General features: G+C 70.3%; 13 protein-coding genes. 11 read left to right on the top strand and 2 right to left on the bottom strand.

Features of this window, described 5'->3' with window-relative positions; genetic code table 11:
* Positions 1-9: 9 nt before the first annotated feature.
* Positions 10-1,008 (bottom strand): aldose epimerase family protein, encoded by a 999-nt coding sequence (locus MID12_RS09450; protein WP_263166114.1) that lies wholly within the window; start codon positions 1,006-1,008, stop codon positions 10-12.
* A gap of 65 nt (positions 1,009-1,073) precedes the next feature.
* Between MID12_RS09450 and MID12_RS09445 the strand changes: the two genes are divergently transcribed.
* Positions 1,074-2,033: an LLM class flavin-dependent oxidoreductase gene (locus tag MID12_RS09445; protein WP_263166113.1), complete on the top strand. Its 960-nt coding sequence runs from the start codon at positions 1,074-1,076 to the stop codon at positions 2,031-2,033.
* Here MID12_RS09445 and MID12_RS09440 read toward each other — a convergent pair.
* Entirely contained in the window at positions 2,030-2,953 is a 924-nt protein-coding gene (locus tag MID12_RS09440) for a 2OG-Fe(II) oxygenase family protein (protein ID WP_263166112.1), read from the bottom strand. The genes MID12_RS09445 and MID12_RS09440 overlap by 4 nt on opposite strands.
* Positions 2,954-3,328: 375 nt before the next feature.
* Between MID12_RS09440 and MID12_RS09435 the strand changes: the two genes are divergently transcribed.
* From MID12_RS09435 to MID12_RS09390, 10 genes are all read left to right on the top strand, one after another.
* Positions 3,329-4,222: a TauD/TfdA family dioxygenase gene (locus MID12_RS09435; RefSeq protein WP_263166111.1), complete on the top strand. Its 894-nt coding sequence runs from the start codon at positions 3,329-3,331 to the stop codon at positions 4,220-4,222.
* Positions 4,219-5,859 carry a pyridoxal phosphate-dependent aminotransferase gene (locus MID12_RS09430; protein WP_263166110.1) on the top strand — a complete coding sequence of 547 codons (1,641 nt, stop codon included), beginning with the start codon at positions 4,219-4,221 and terminating at the stop codon, positions 5,857-5,859. The genes MID12_RS09435 and MID12_RS09430 overlap by 4 nt, the downstream gene beginning before the upstream one ends.
* A 183-nt stretch (positions 5,860-6,042) precedes the next feature.
* On the top strand, positions 6,043-6,333 hold the full coding sequence (locus MID12_RS09425; protein ID WP_263166106.1) for an acyl carrier protein: 291 nt from the start codon (positions 6,043-6,045) through the stop codon (positions 6,331-6,333).
* On the top strand, positions 6,330-7,943 hold the full coding sequence (locus tag MID12_RS09420) for a class I adenylate-forming enzyme family protein (RefSeq protein WP_263166103.1): 1,614 nt from the start codon (positions 6,330-6,332) through the stop codon (positions 7,941-7,943). Before MID12_RS09425 ends, MID12_RS09420 begins: the two co-directional genes overlap by 4 nt.
* Complete coding sequence (locus MID12_RS09415; protein ID WP_263166100.1) at positions 7,940-9,433, top strand: hypothetical protein; 1,494 nt, start codon at positions 7,940-7,942, stop codon at positions 9,431-9,433. The genes MID12_RS09420 and MID12_RS09415 overlap by 4 nt, the downstream gene beginning before the upstream one ends.
* Positions 9,430-10,644, top strand: a complete 1,215-nt coding sequence (locus tag MID12_RS09410) for an ATP-grasp domain-containing protein (RefSeq protein WP_263166098.1) — start codon at positions 9,430-9,432, stop codon at positions 10,642-10,644. The genes MID12_RS09415 and MID12_RS09410 overlap by 4 nt, the downstream gene beginning before the upstream one ends.
* A gap of 82 nt (positions 10,645-10,726) precedes the next feature.
* The gene (locus MID12_RS09405) at positions 10,727-11,452 is read left to right on the top strand and encodes a hypothetical protein (protein WP_263166096.1); all 726 of its coding nucleotides are present in this window, start codon (positions 10,727-10,729) and stop codon (positions 11,450-11,452) included.
* A complete protein-coding gene (locus tag MID12_RS09400; RefSeq protein WP_263166093.1) occupies positions 11,449-12,270 on the top strand; it encodes an NAD(P)-dependent oxidoreductase in 822 nt (273 codons plus the stop codon). Before MID12_RS09405 ends, MID12_RS09400 begins: the two co-directional genes overlap by 4 nt.
* 361 nt (positions 12,271-12,631) lie before the next feature.
* Positions 12,632-13,051, top strand: coding sequence for a hypothetical protein (locus tag MID12_RS09395; protein WP_040248861.1), 420 nt, complete (start codon positions 12,632-12,634; stop codon positions 13,049-13,051).
* Positions 13,052-13,236: 185 nt separating this feature from the next.
* A complete protein-coding gene (locus tag MID12_RS09390) occupies positions 13,237-14,271 on the top strand; it encodes a hypothetical protein (RefSeq protein WP_263166090.1) in 1,035 nt (344 codons plus the stop codon).
* Positions 14,272-14,481: the final 210 nt, after the last annotated feature.

The following is a 14,481-nucleotide window of genomic DNA, read 5'->3' as shown; positions in this document are numbered from 1 at the left end:
GGACACGGTCTAGGGGACGACCGAGAAGCGGTAGATCGTGCTCTCGGTGCGGGTACCGCCCGGGTCCAGCCGCGCCGAGGGGTAGTCGGAGCGGTTGGGCGCGTCCGGGAAGCAGCCCGGCTCCAGGGCCAGTCCGGCCCGCGGGGTGAGCATCTTGTCGCCGGAGTACACGCCCATCCCCGGCCCCTCGGTGCGGATCTCCAGCAGCCTGCCGCTGCCCGGGTCGTGCAGTTGCGCGGCCCACAGCCAGGGGTCGTCGAGGACGAAGAAGTTGTCCAGCTCCTCGGCCCCGATGCCACGTGCGCTCTGGTAGTCCAGCCGCGTCCCCCGGATGTCCGCGGGCGGCCCGGCGAGCGGCATCTGCTCCGCGTCGAAGAACACGCTGCTGCTGGAGTTGATCGCCAGTTGGTGCCCGTCGACGGTGCCCTGCCCGGCCAGATTCCAGAAGGCGTGGTTGGTGAGGCCGAAAACGGTCGGCGCGGTCGTCGTACCGCTGAACTCGATGGTCAGCCCGGCCTCGCGGTCGACCCGGTAGACCGTCTCCGCCGTGACCGCGCCGGGATAGCCCTGGTCGCCGTCGGGGCTCTCCAGCCTCAGCCGCAGCACCAGTTCGTCGCCGTCGCGGCCCGCCTCGGCGTCCCACACCCTTCGGTCGAAGCCTTCGCCGCCGCCGTGCACATGGTGCGGCCCCTCGTTGCGCGCGAGCTGGTGCGGCACACCGTCGAGGACCATCCGGCCGTCCCGGACACAGCGGCAGTACCTCCCCACCGTCGCCCCGATGTAGGCGTTGCGCTCGCGATCCTCGTAGTCGCCGAGCCCGGGCAGGCGTACGACCACGTTGTCGGTCCGGTTGTCCCGGCCGGGCGTGCGGACCTCGACCAGGGTGGCGCCGTAGGTCCAGACGGTGACCGCCAGATCGTCGCCGTTGTCGAGGGTGTAGGCGTCGACCGGCAGATCGGATCCCTGCGAGGTGTTCGTCCGTCCGACGGGCTGCCTCTGGATTCTCAAAATTCCCTCCACGGAATATATTGCTGCACACGGTGTCCAGCGAGAGCCTCGGGAGCGCTCGGCGTATGCGTGTACACGGAGATGCGATTCGGTTCGGAATTCATTCCGGACAGCAGTACGCGACCTTTTCTGAAATGGTCGACTTGTGGCAGCGGACAGAGGAACTGGGGTACGACTGGATTTCCTGCTTCGATCATTTCCGCCCGCCCATAGGCGGCCCCTCCGGCCCCTGTTTCGAGGGCACTACGCTGCTGTCCGCGCTGGCCGCCCGCACGAGCCGCATCCGCTGCGCCCTGCTCGTCTCGGCGGTCACCTGGCGGCATCCCGCGGTGGCTGCCGCCGCCGCGGCCACCATCGACCATGTGTCCGGCGGGCGCCTGGAGTTCGGCATCGGCGCCGCCGGTGACGATCTCGGCTACGAGCAGTACGGAATCCCCTTCCCGCCGGCCGGAGAGCGGCTGGACATGCTGGACGAGGCGTGCCGGGTGCTGCGCGGGCTGTGGGACGAGGAGAGGACGGACTTCGAGGGCAAGCATTTCCGGCTTTCCGCCGCGCACTTGGAGCCCAAGCCGCTGCAGCAGCGGCTTCCCCTCGTCATCGGCGGCGAGGGTGTGCGGCGGATGCTGCGCATCGTGGCCGAGCACGCCGACATCTGGAACACGCTCGTGGCCGAGCCGGAGACCTATCGCCGCAGGCTCGCTGCGCTGGCCGACCATGCCGCCTCCGTGGGCCGGGACCCGGGTGAGATCCGGCAGTCGATGACCTTCCGAGCCGTCCTCGGCGAGGACCGGCGGCAAGTCGAGGAGCAGAGAAGGGCCGTGGCCCGGATCCTGCCGCCGGACTCGCCGTTGTGGTCGGAGTACCTGGTGTTCGGCACTCCGGAGGAGTGCGTGGAGCGGCTGAAGCCCTATCGTGAACTCGGCGTGCGGGACTTCCTGCTGGGCTCCCGGCCTCCTCTGGACTGGCGGACCATCGAGCTGTTCGCGACCGAGGTGATCCCCGCACTGCGCGACGACACCGCCTAGGTCGGGGTGGGCAGGCTGACACCGTCCGCTCCCGTGCCGGTTGCCCGGTCGTCGTCCGCCTGCCCGCCCGGTGCCGGGCGCCATCCCATCCTGCGCAGGTCCTCGATCCGCTTGCGCAGGAAAGAGGCCGCCGTGTACTGCTCGTTCAGCCGGACGCCGCCCGCCGGGTGGAGGAACATCGGCATGGAGAAGCGCGAGCGCCCGCCGTCGCCTCCCTCGGGGAACCGCACGCGATGCTCGGTGGCCCGGTAGTGCCCGCCGGTGAGCTGCTCCAGCATCTCCCCGGCGTTGATCACGAAGGCTCCGGCATCGCAGGGCACGTCGTGCCACTCGCCCGCGCTGTCACGTACCTGCAGTCCCGGTACCCGGGGGGCGGGGAGCACCGTGATCAGGTTCAGATCGGTATGGGACAGTCCGCGCAGGGAGTCCGGGGTCTCCTCGCCGGTCGCCGGGAGGTAGCGCTGGATCCGCAGGGTCGTGTTGACGGAGCCCTCCAGCATGCGCGGCAGCGGCATGGCGAACCGGCGTGCGACAGCGGTCGGCACGGCGTCGCCGAGCCAGCCGAGCAGCGTGGCCGCGAGCCGCTCGGCTTCGTCGAAGTACCGCAGTGCGGAATCCGGCACCTCCTCCGGATAGCTGCCGTCGCGCATGACCTGAAAGAATTCTTTTCGGTCGAGTTTCGGCGCATCGGGTCCTTCGCCCGCCGGCAGTGGAAAAAAGCCGCCCTGGCTCCCGGAACTCGTGTACTTCCGCTTGGCGTCGGTGGCGAAGAATCTCGCCCATTCCTCGTGGATCTGTCGGGGCAGACCCGTGGCGGCCAGCGGATGGCCGACGACGACGCCGAAACCGGTCGCGTGCATGGATGCGGCGAACTCGGCAGGTGCGTGCGGGTCGTTGTAGTCGATGGTCGCTACGTGCATGGCCTCCCACTCTCCCCAAACGTTCGGCCTGCGGGTCTCGGTGCCAGACGGTAAGCCACGTGTCGCGTTTGAGTCCACGGCCGATGCTTTCTGCTGTTCGAGCGAACACCTGGCCTACGTTGTCACTCCTGGAAATGACCCATACGCTTTCCTGCCGGTCCGGTAAGGGGCGATTCGTTTTCGAGACTGCGGAGGCTTTCCTGTGACTCGTTCAGACTCCCTAAACGACAGGGAATTCTTTGATTGGGTGTGTAGTCGCATCCGGACGCCCGAAGCCGTGAGCCGCCGCGTCGGGGGGAGCACCGCCGGCTCCCGCGCCTGCCTGACGGTACCGGGCCGCGGCCACGCGCCGGTGCCCGGCGGGAACCTGGAGTGATGGTGCACGGCACCTTCCTCGAACGGGACTCGGATCCCCATGTCGCGCTGCGCGGCTCGCTGCTGAACAGCGGCCGGCGGCTGCCCCCGCCGCGCGAGACGGTGCCCCCGGTGCCGCCGGGCGGACTGCTCGCCGAGACCGTCCGCCAGCTGGACGCGGACGGCCTCTTCCTCGGCGCTCTCGACACCCCACCGGTGGACGAGGACTTCATCGCCCTCGGCAGGACCCTGGGGGAGCCGATACCGGAGGCCGACCCGGCGGTGCAGGACCACGTGTCCCAGGAGGTCCTGCTCAACCTGGTCAGCGTCCACCCCGAGACCGACGACGCGTCGCTGCAGCCCTTCGCGACCGGGGCACTGACCCTGCACTCGGAGGGAAGCGGCCGCCCGGTCGGCGGCCAGCCCCGGTACATCGTGCTGATGTGCTGCGACCCCGGAAGGCCCGCCGTCACCGCGGACGGCGGTGAACTCGTCCCGGCGCAGACCGTGTTGGTGCCGATGGCCGAGGTGCACGAGGCGCTGACCCCGGCGGAGCGCGACATCCTGCGCGCCACCCGCTACCGCACCGACCAGTCCGTACCCACCGTGCTGCGCGAGGTCGACGGCAGGCCCGTCTTCTCGTTCCGCGACTTCGGTACCGCGAAGCTGCACTGGGTCTGCGACGCCCGCGGGGTCACCGAGTCCGAGGTGAACGACGCCTTCCGCGCCCTGCTCGCCGCGATGTACGCGCAGGAGACGGCCCGGGCCGTCCACTGGGCGCGCGGCACCGTCGCCGCCCTCGACAACACCTACTTCTTCCACGGCCGCACGTCCGGCGCGGCCCATCAGCCCGGATCCCGCCGCCACCTCAAGCGGCTCCGGATCAGGACCGCACGGCACACGGGGGAGCGATGACCACGGGATCGGGGTTGTTCTCCGGCATGGCGACCGGCACGCCTCTCGCGGTGCCCGAGGAGATCGCCCGCAGGGCGGGCATCGTTCCGCCGTCCGCGGGGGTGGTCATGGACCCCTCGCCGGACGACCGGATGGCCGAGATCTTCCGGCGGGCCGCCGATCCGGCGGACCCCATGGAACTGCGCGACCTGTACCTCGGCCGGATGGAGGCCGAACTCGGCCGGCACAGCACGCGGCCCGAACTCGCCTCCCGCTGGCGGGAGTCGACGGTCCGCCGCCCGTTCGACAGCGAGGAGATACTGTCCTCGCGGGCCACGGTCCGCTTCGTCAAGGAGATGTTCAACTACTACTTCCGCGACGACCTCTACGGCGATCTGCGCCCCACCGCCGACGTGATCCTCTCCGGCGGCGCCGTGGACGAGGAGGCGTGGGGCCTGCCCGGGGTCCTCAAGGACTGCGTCAGCTACGCACTGACACGCGACTGGTACGGCTACTCCGACTCCCGTGGCCGGGAACCGGCACGCGCGGCGGTCGCCGGCTACGAGTCGGCCCGGATGGGCTTCTCCGCGTACGGAGCGGAGAACATCGCTCTGACGATGGGCGCGACCTTCGCCATCAGCAGCCTCGCCGACTTCCTGCTGCTCGGCGCCACCGGCACCGCACCCGCTCTGTGCGCTCTGCCCAACTACCCCCCGCTCGTGGAGTCCGTGGCCCGGCGCGCCGACACCAGGCTGGTGCCGCTGCCCGCCCGGGACGGCACGACATCGCTGCGCCCGCTGATCGACCAACTGCGGCCGGACACCCCGCTGGTGCTGCTGCAGACCGCGGCGAACCCGACCGGCGCGCTGGTCCCCGAGGGGGAGCTCGACGAGCTGATCCAGGCGGCGTCTCCGAACACGGCCATCGTGCTCGACGAGTGCCACGAGTGGCTCGGCCGACCGGTCTCGCTGTCCAAACTGCGCGCGGCACCCAACGTCATCAGGGTGAGCAGCCTGTCGAAGAACTGGTCCGCCCCCGGACTCAAGGTGGGCTGGATCATCGCCGACCGCGCCTTCGTGGACGAGTACTACGAGTACGCGTCCACGACCTTCGGCGGACCGCCCTCGTTCTTCTACACCCTCGTCGAGGTGCTGGCGCGGATGGAACGATGGATCGTCACGGGAGTCGAGGAGCCGGACACAGAGCAGTGCGGTGAGTTCGAGCAGGGCTACGGCGTCCAGCCGAGCGCCCTGGCCGCCGCCTACCGCGCCTACCGATCGGACCGGCTGGCCCGGCAGGATTCCCTGATGGCGCTGCGCGACGCGGTGACCGGTGGCCTCGATCTGCCGGGCATCTCGGTCATGCCCGCCGCGTACTCCATCAACCTGGCCCTGAACTTCGACGACTACGCCGACTCCTACCTCTGCTTCCGTGATCTGCTCCGGGAGACGGGCGTGTCCGTCTTCCCGGGCCTGCTGACCTTCGGCCTGTCGGGCGGCACCGTGCGGATCACCAGCGCCCGCCGGTGGGAGGAGCTGTCCGCGGCCCTCGACCGGCTGGCCACCCGCCAGAACCGCGTCCGGGGCACCACACGTTCGACCGCATCGCATCCGCAGTCGAACGGTCTTCGGCAGGCGCGAGGGCGCACCCATGGCTGACACGTCCCCTCGGACGGGCCCGCGACGGGGCCCGGGCACACGCGTACCGGCCGCAGCAGCCTTCGTACGGCGGGGAGTGGGCGATGCCGCGACCCTGCCAGGCCCGGCGGCCCCGGCAGGGACGCCGGGCCCGCCATATCGCGGGGACCCGGACCGGTCTCCCGAGAGAGGAAGAGAGCGCGGATGAACGATGTGACGCAGACGGTCGAGGAGCTGGTCATCCGGCGCCTCAAGGCGGGGGACGCGGAGGAGCCCGCGGACCTCGACACCCCGCTGACGGACCGCGGCGTGGACTCGCTGGCCATCGCCGCACTGATCGTGGACATCGAGCGGACCTTCGGCGTCCGCTTCCGCTCCGACCTGATCACGCACGACACCTTCGCGTCCGTGCGCACGGTGGCCGCCGCTGTCCGCGACCTCACCGAGGCCGGCACGGACAGCGCGGTCACGCCCCGGCCCGGGGACGACGCATGACCGGCCCCGAGCAGGACCACGCGGCCGTTCACACCTACCAGGGCATGCCCTCGGACCGGTACACCGGCCGCCACTCCACCGTGCTGGCGGCGCTGGCGGCCCGCGTCCAGGACATGCCTGACGCGCCCTATCTGACCGCCGTCGCCGCCGACGGCACCGAGACCGTACTGACCTTCGGACGGCTCGACGCGTGGAGCGCCAGGCTGGGCCGTTGGCTGCGGCGCGAGCTCGCGATCGCCCCGGGCGACGTGGTCGCACTCATGCCGCTCAACGAGCCCATCTCCATCGCCACCCTCTTCGGAGTGCTGCGCGCGGGTGCCTCCTGTCTGCTGCTCAACCCCGGGGACCCGGCCGAGCGGGCGCTCCAGCAGAGCGGCAGCCAGTCGGCGGTGACGGTGCTGTGCCCGCCGGCGGTACTGCGCGAGCGGGATCCGCTGCCGGGCGCCGTCACCGTGCCGGATCCGTCCCTGCTGCCGGACGCCCCGGACGGGAGTGACCTCCCCGAGGTACGGGCCGGTGCCGACGCGCTGCTCTTCGGTACGTCGGGTTCCACGGCGGCGTCCAAGATCGTGGCGCAGACCCACCGCAACGGCGCCGCCAACGCCGAGGCGTTCGGGCGCCACCACCGGGTCCGGCCCGGCGAGCGCATCCTGGGCTTCCTGCCGATCCACCACGCCAACGGCGTGCACACCACCCTGTTCTCCCCGCTGTTCTCGGGCGCCCATACGGTGCTGGCCGCTTCGTTCAGCCCCTTCCAGTACCCGGGACTTGTCGAGCGCTACCGGCCGCGGTTCGCCAGCGCGGTGCCCAGTGTTCTCGACTCGCTGCTGCACACCTGGCGCGAGCCGCGACTGCCCTCCGGCTTCGAGTACTTCCTGACCGCGGCCGCACCGCTGTCCGCACGGACGTGCGCCGAGGTGCGGCGGACCTTCGGGGTCCGGATCGTCCAGGGGTACGGGCTGACCGAGACGACCAACTTCTCCACCACGGTGCCGCTCGGCCTCTCGGAGGACGAGTACCGGCGCCTCATGCTCGACACGGACATCCCCTCCATCGGCACCGCCGTGTACGGCAACGAGGTCGCGGTCTTCACGGATTCCGGCGACCGCGCCCGGCCCGGCGAGATCGGCGAGATCCGGATGCGCGGCCACAACGTCATGTCCCGGTACGCGGGAAACGCCGAGGCCACCGAAGAGGCGTTCCGCGGCGGCTGGTTCCACTCCGGCGACCTGGGCTACGAGGTGGAGTCCCCCGAGAGCCCCGGCAGCCTCCTGGTCATCACCGGCCGTACCAAGAACATGGCGAAGGTACGGGGCGAGGCGGTCTCCCTGGAGGAGATGGAGCGCGCCCTGCTGCGGCTCGACGGCGTGGTGGACGCCGCCTGCCTCGCCGTCGCCGATCCCGTGGACGGGGAGGCGGTCACCGCGGTCGTGGTGTCGCCGCAGCGCGGTCAGGGCGAGGTCTTCCAGCACCTGAAGACCGCGTTCTCCGCGAACGCCCTGCCCCGGCGGATCGTCTTCGCCGACCGGGTCCCCAGGACGAGCACGGGAAAGATCATCCGGCGGCAGCTCGCCGAAGAGGTGGACAGGGACCAAGGGGAGCGCCCGTGAACACCGGCGCGGAGCTTCGCCTGTACAACTCGCTGAGCCGCAAGCTCGAAGTGTTCGAGCCGTCCGGGGGCGAGGGCGAGCCGGTGCGCATGTACAGCTGCGGCCCGGTCGCCTTCTCCTCCGCGCACCTGGGAATTCTGCGCGGCTTCGTGTGCGTGGACCTGCTGCGGCGAGCGCTGCGCTGGAAGGGGCACTCCGTCCGGCAGGCCATGATGATCACCGATGTGGTCCGGGCCGGCGTGCCGGAGGGCACGGACCCCGAACTCCACATCAAGGAGTTCCTCGACAGCCTGGCGGCCCTGAACGTCCTGCCCGCCACCCACTACCCCCGTGCGTCGGAGCACATCGACGACATGATCGCCATGGCCGGCGACTTGGAGCGACGCGGCCACGCCTACCGGCTCGACTCGGGCCTGTACTTCGACACCTCCCGCTCACCGGGCTACGGAGAACTCGCCGGGCTGGACCTCGACGCCCAGCGCGAGGGCGCCAGCGCGGAGTCCATCCCGGGCCGCCGCAACAAGAACGACTTCGCACTGTGGCGACTGACCGGCGAGGACGCGGAAGCCGCGGGCACCGGCAGAAGCTGGGACTCACCCTGGGGCCGGGGCCTGCCGGGCAGCCATCTGCCCTGCAGCGCGGCGAGCACGGCACTGCTGGGCCCGCACCTCGACATCCACACCGGGGGCCGGCACCACCGCTCCCTGCATCACGTCAACGAGATCGCGCAGAGCCAGGCCCACTTCGCCGACGCACGCCCCTGGGTCAGGCACTGGCTGCACCACGGCGCGCTGACCGCTGCCGACCAGCCCATGGTCCGGCACCGGGCGCCTCATCTGGGCGACCTGACCGCCAGGGAGCTCCACCCGATGGCGTTCCGTCTCCTGCTGCTGCGCGGCCACTACCACCGGGACCTGGCCTACACCGACGAGGGTGTGGTCGCCGCCCAGGCCACGCTGCGCCGACTCCTCGCCCGGCACCGGCCCGCCATCCCGCACCCGCGCGGCGAAACCCGCCACACCCGTATCGAGACCTACCAGGACGCCAGGCGACTGCTGCCCCCCGACGACCCGGCCGCCCATCGCGTTCTCGACCGTATGGACACCGCGATCTGCGCGGACCTGAACACGGCGCAGGTGCTGGCCGAGCTCCAGCAGGCCGTCCGCAGCCCGGACATCACCGAGCACGGTCTGCGCGTCGTCCTCGCCGGCGCGGACGCCCTCCTCGGACTGCGCCTGACCACGCTCGACCCCGCAGAACTCGCCCAGCAGACCGGGACCGGTGAACTGCCCCTCGGACAGCAGCACCTCGTCGACCGGCTGATCGCCGACCGCACCGCCGCACGCGCCCGCAAGGACTGGGAACGGGCCGACACCATCCGCGCGCAGCTGTCCCGGATGGGCATCGAGGTCACCGACGCCGGCAGCGACTCCACCTGGACCCTCCGCCGGGACAGCCACGTCCTGGCGGAGAGAAGGACGCGCATATGACCAGAGAACGCTTGTTGATGATCGCGAGCACCGGGCGGCCCTTCCGCGAGTACATCCTGGCCGACATGAGTACGGCCGTGGACCTGATCCTCGTCGACGACCGGGACCTGAGCTGGCAGAAGCCGTACGTCAGCGGGTTCCACCAGGCCGATCCCCGGGACCCGGTCGCCGTCGCGGAGATCGCCCGCGCGGAGGCGCCCGACGGGCTTCTCACCTACGACGACGCGCTGGTCGAGATGGTGGCGGACCTGGCCGCCGAACGGGGACTTCCCCAGGCCTCGCCCGCTGCCGTACGGCGCTGCAAGGACAAGGCGGCGCTGCGGGCCTGCCTCGACGCGGCCGGTGTCGGACCGGTGAGGTTCGCGGTGGTGACCGACCAACAGGAGGCTCTCGCAGCCGCCGAGGACATCGGCTACCCCGTCGTCCTCAAACCCCGTGACCTGGGCGGCAGCATCGGCGTCGTGCGGGCGGACGACAAGGAGCAGCTCCTTGCCGGGTACGCCATGACGGCCGGCACCCGGGCCCGGTTCAGCGAGATCGACGGACCTCCCGGTGTGCTGGTCGAGGAGTACTTGGACGGACCCGAGTTCAGCGTCGACTGCCTTACCTGGCGGGGTGTCACCCACCCTCTGTTCGTGGCGGAGAAGGTCCTGGGGCTCGCTCCGTACTTCGAGGAGGTCGGCCACATCGTGCCGGCCGCGCCCCACCCGGACATGGACGAAGCCCTGCGCCTGGTGCGCGAGGCGCACCGGGCGGCCGGACTGGACGACCTGGCCACCCACACCGAGTTCCGGCTGACCAGCCGTGGCCCGCGCATCATCGAGATCAACGTCCGGCTCGGCGGCGACCTGATCCCGCACCTCGGCAAGCTGGCCACAGGCATCGACCTCTCGGTGGCCACCGCCGATGTCGCTGTCGGGCGGGAACCGCGGCTCGCGGCGGACCGTTCGCGGGTGGCCGCCGTCCACATGATCTATCCGCCCCACGACATGACGTTCCGGCGGCTGCGGCTCGACAGGGATCCCGGCCGACTCCCGGGCCTGGAGCGGTTCGAGGCCATTGTGCCGGAGGGCCGGCAGGTCCGGCTGCCGCCCAACGGCTTCCGTTCCCGGGTCGGCTACGCGGTGATCACTGGTGCGGACCGGGCGGAGTGCCTGGCGCGCTGTGCCGCGGTCGAGGCGGCCGTCGTGGTCGAGGGAGAGACGCACTGAACCGCGGCATCCCACCCTGCTCCGCGGGGCACCGCCCCTTCGCCCCACTTCCGGCTGCATCAGTACCAGAAACGGAGAGTTCATGGTTTCCGAAACTCTGAAGAACAATCCCGACGACGAGAACGAGGTCCACGACCTCGACAATTTCGAGGACGCGGGGTCCTGTATCGTCACGCCGGTCGCCTCGCTGCCGGCGATAGCCGCGAACGCCCTGGTCGCCGCGATGGCACAGGTCGTCCGAAACGGCCATGCGGTGGAAACTGCGTTGACCCCGGACAACGACGGCGTGGTCCGCGCGCAGTACTTCGAAGAGGGCCTCGTCTATATGCTGGCCAAGCCCATGGACGGCTACTCCGCGAGCCGCTACGTCATGGATCTCTTCAACGTCGGCGAGCGGGAAGCCTGTTCGCGCATGCACTACCACACGGGCGCCCGGATGGTGAGGCTGATCACGGGCGAGGACACGACCATCCGGGTGTCCGCTCTCTCACCCTTCCACTACACCTATGTCGACGGGGTGACACCTTTCAAGGTGGAGGTGGAGTGCGACAAGATGCCGGACAGCACGCGCAATCGTTACAGCTTCTGGGTGCCGGAATCCTCGATCGTCGACATGCAGATTCCCCGTGGAACTTCGCACCAGTTCAATTCCTTCGGGGACAACGCGGTGATCGACACGATTCATCCGGAGGAGACGATCGAGGCCTTCCGGGAGAAGATGTCGGGGCTGCGCATGATGGCACAGACGGTATTCCTCTCGGACGCTTTCCCCTCGGTCGAGGACTGTGGCGGAGACCTGCGCCGATGAGAGAAATCGACTGGTACGGCCTCGGAGTCTTCGGACTGCCGATGGCTTCTCGCGGTGTCGCGTCCGGTTATACGGTGCGCGCGGGAAGCGAGCGTGGTCAGGTCGCCGAGTTCCTCGCGGCCGGCGGCTCCACGTCCACGGCCGAGGTCCAGGGTCTGCCGATAGTGGCGCTCTGTCTCCCGTCGGGTATCGAGGTGCTGGATGTCGTCCGGGGGCTGCGGAACGCGTCCTGCGTGGTGGACTTCTCCTCGCACGATCCGCTGACGGCCAGGGAAGCGGCGGAGCTGTTGGCCGATCGCGGGATCACCTACGTCGACTGCCCGGTGTCGGGGAGCGTGGAGCTTGCTCGCGACGGGCAGCTGACGGGATACCTCGGAGCCGACCCGGACGATGTCACCAAGGACGTCCGCGAGTTCGTCGAAAGCCTCTGCGGCAATCTGTTCTGGACCGGCGCCCTCGGCCAGGGGCAGGCCATGAAGCTGGTCAACCAGGTCATCCATCTGGGCAATGTGCTGGTCCTGGGCGAAGGCTTCGCACTGGCGGATCAGCTGGGGCTCGCGCCGGACACCGTTCTGGAGGCGCTGAAGGCGTCATCGGGTTCGAGCCGCATGCTGGAGCGGTTCGGCCGGCAGATGCTGCGTGACCTGTACCCGCGCCAGTTCAGTGCACGGCTGGCACGCAAGGACATCGGCAACGCGCTGCGGCTGTCGCCCGACCTGCCTGTCGCGGCCATGGTCGAGGAACGTCTTCAGGGCCTCGTCGACTCCGGGCACGGTGAGGAGAACTTCACCCGGCTGGCGAAGCGGCCGCAGAAATAGACGACAGGTTCCTCCGGTTCCTCGCGGTCACCGCTTGGCCCCCGGTTGCTGGTGACTCAGGTCCAAGAGGTGCCCCGCAGCGGCGGCTTTCGGCGCGGACGCGGGGCACCTTTCCGGCTCCGGCCGGGAGGCCGAGGAGTGGGCCGACGCGGGTACCCGCGCTCGGAGCGGGATCTGCCGCAGGCCGACGGGTCGTCCGTCGTCTCCTCTGAAACGACGCCTCCGGGCCGAGGCGGGCCGCTCTCCCGTGGTCAGCCGACAACCGGCGGCATATACAGGCAAGTTGGGCTAACGTTGGGCTCCCACTTCTGACCGGCCGACGAGATCGCGCGGCCGGTCCGCCGGACTCCGGGGGGTTTTCATGGACCAGACCTTGCTGACGCTGGCCGCTTCCGCCGGTACGACCGTCGTGTCGCTCCTGGTGACCGAGGGGTGGCAGCAGGCCAGGGACGGCGTCGTGAGCGTATGGCGGCGGTTCCACCCGGAGGCCGCCGACGATGTGGAGCAGGCCCTGGAGGCGTCGCGGCGCTCCTTGCTCGCGGCGGAGGAGAGCGGTGACGCCGATGCCGCCCTCAACCTGGAGGCGCACTGGCGCCAACGCGTGGCGGGTCTGCTCGCCGAGCACCCCCAGGCCGCGGTCGAGCTGGACGGGTTGCTGATCAGGCTGAACGAGGCCTCGTCGGGCCGGACGATCAACGGCGGCGTGCGGATGCAGGCCCGGGTGTCCGGGAACGGCCGCTCCTACCAGGCCGCCGGCGACCAGCACATCACCGAGCGATGAGTCCCACCACACCGGGCGACGCCGAAGGAGAGTCCCGTAGGAGGGCCGAGACCTGGGGCCGCGCTTCCGGTCGGGGCCACGTCTACCAGTCCGGCAGGGACCAGCAGATCACGCATGTCCATGTGCGGACCGTCTCCTCGGCAGACGAGGGCTCGGAGACCGAGAGCGGTCTGGCCGTCCTCCGGATGGACGACCAGTTGCACACGCTGGTCCAGGTGCTGACCCTGACGGCGGCCGAGTGGCGGGAGCGCTGCACCGAACTGGCGGAAGAGGCGCAGCGTGCCCGGGAGGAAGGCCGCGCCGAAGCACTCGCCGAAGTGCAGGAGCAACTGCGGGAGTCCGAACTCCGCGTCATACAGGCGCAGCGCATGCTGCGGGAGGCGCAGGAGGGACGCAAGGAGGCGGAAGCCCTCATGCTGCGGGCCCAGCAGGAGGCGGCCCAGCTGCGGAGAGCGCAGGAAAGTCGAGAGGTGACGCCGCAAGAGAACGATCTGCCGGCACCTCGCGGCGCAGACCGTACGGAACAACTGCGCGTAGAAGGAACGCAGTTGACCGACATCATGGACGAGGCCGAGGCGCAGCTCGCCTCGGTACGCGAAGAGCTGCGCTCCCTGGGTGAGCAGGCGAGGGTGAAGCAGCTCGGACCGGGGTCCGGCACCGTGGTGGGGGAGGCGGTTCTGCCTCTTGACCCGGAGGACGGACACCTCGCGAACTCTTCCGCCGAGTCCGCCGAGTCCGCCGAGTTCGCTGAGCGGGATTCCGGCTCCCGCTCCACGACGGCGCCCCGGGCGGGTGCCCAGGAAGCGCCGCAGGCTCCGGAGCGGACCAAGCCCCCCGTGCCGGGTCCGCCGCGGAGTGGCCGTATCACTCTTCACCTGGTGCTGTGTGCGCTCCCCGCGGCCGTTCCGATGGTCACCGTCACGGCTATTCGGGCCGCATACGCGGCCGACCCGACAGCCTGGCAGGCCGTGGCGTTCACGGTTTCGGCGGCGGTCGCCGGACTCCTGGTCTACGGCGCACTGGGATTCTCGATCCTGGTGGCGGGCACACTTTCGCTGGACCGGGACAGGGAAGCGTCCGCCTGGGACATCGGACTCGTGGAAACCCTGCTCGTGGCGTGCCTCTTCTTGATCGTCGGCTTCTTCACTCCGCTGGACTGGCCGGGCCCGGCCGGGGAGTGGGGCCGGTCGATCGCGGCGCTGGTGGGGCTCCACGCTTAGGTCAGGGGCAGGCACCGCTCCCGCGGCCCCACGTTCACATGACCGCTGTTCCCTCGGGCCTGGTCGCCCTTTGCGCACCCGTCACCAGCGGTAGTCCACCCTGCCCATGGATGCCCTGCCCATGCATGCCCGGTCCATGGATGCCCGGTCCACGGGTGCCCGGCCCAGGCACACCGTATTCAGCGACACCACAGGCCCACCGCGGGCGTG

The sequence above is a fragment of the Streptomyces sp. SCSIO ZS0520 genome, assembly GCF_025643355.1.
GTDB classification, from domain to species: domain Bacteria; phylum Actinomycetota; class Actinomycetes; order Streptomycetales; family Streptomycetaceae; genus Streptomyces; species Streptomyces physcomitrii.
The sequence above is the reverse complement of the archived record's forward strand: the minus strand, read 5'-3'. Positions and strand labels throughout refer to the sequence as shown.

Coding starts and splice junctions, on each gene's coding strand:
- MID12_RS09440 (WP_263166112.1), bottom strand. CDS start 2,953: ATGCACGTAGCGACCATCGACTACAACGACCCGCACGCACCTGCCGAG.
- MID12_RS09400 (WP_263166093.1), top strand. CDS start 11,449: ATGAGAGAAATCGACTGGTACGGCCTCGGAGTCTTCGGACTGCCGATG.
- MID12_RS09445 (WP_263166113.1), top strand. CDS start 1,074: ATGCGTGTACACGGAGATGCGATTCGGTTCGGAATTCATTCCGGACAG.
- MID12_RS09405 (WP_263166096.1), top strand. CDS start 10,727: ATGGTTTCCGAAACTCTGAAGAACAATCCCGACGACGAGAACGAGGTC.
- MID12_RS09425 (WP_263166106.1), top strand. CDS start 6,043: ATGAACGATGTGACGCAGACGGTCGAGGAGCTGGTCATCCGGCGCCTC.
- MID12_RS09410 (WP_263166098.1), top strand. CDS start 9,430: ATGACCAGAGAACGCTTGTTGATGATCGCGAGCACCGGGCGGCCCTTC.
- MID12_RS09420 (WP_263166103.1), top strand. CDS start 6,330: ATGACCGGCCCCGAGCAGGACCACGCGGCCGTTCACACCTACCAGGGC.
- MID12_RS09395 (WP_040248861.1), top strand. CDS start 12,632: ATGGACCAGACCTTGCTGACGCTGGCCGCTTCCGCCGGTACGACCGTC.
- MID12_RS09435 (WP_263166111.1), top strand. CDS start 3,329: ATGGTGCACGGCACCTTCCTCGAACGGGACTCGGATCCCCATGTCGCG.
- MID12_RS09430 (WP_263166110.1), top strand. CDS start 4,219: ATGACCACGGGATCGGGGTTGTTCTCCGGCATGGCGACCGGCACGCCT.
- MID12_RS09390 (WP_263166090.1), top strand. CDS start 13,237: ATGGACGACCAGTTGCACACGCTGGTCCAGGTGCTGACCCTGACGGCG.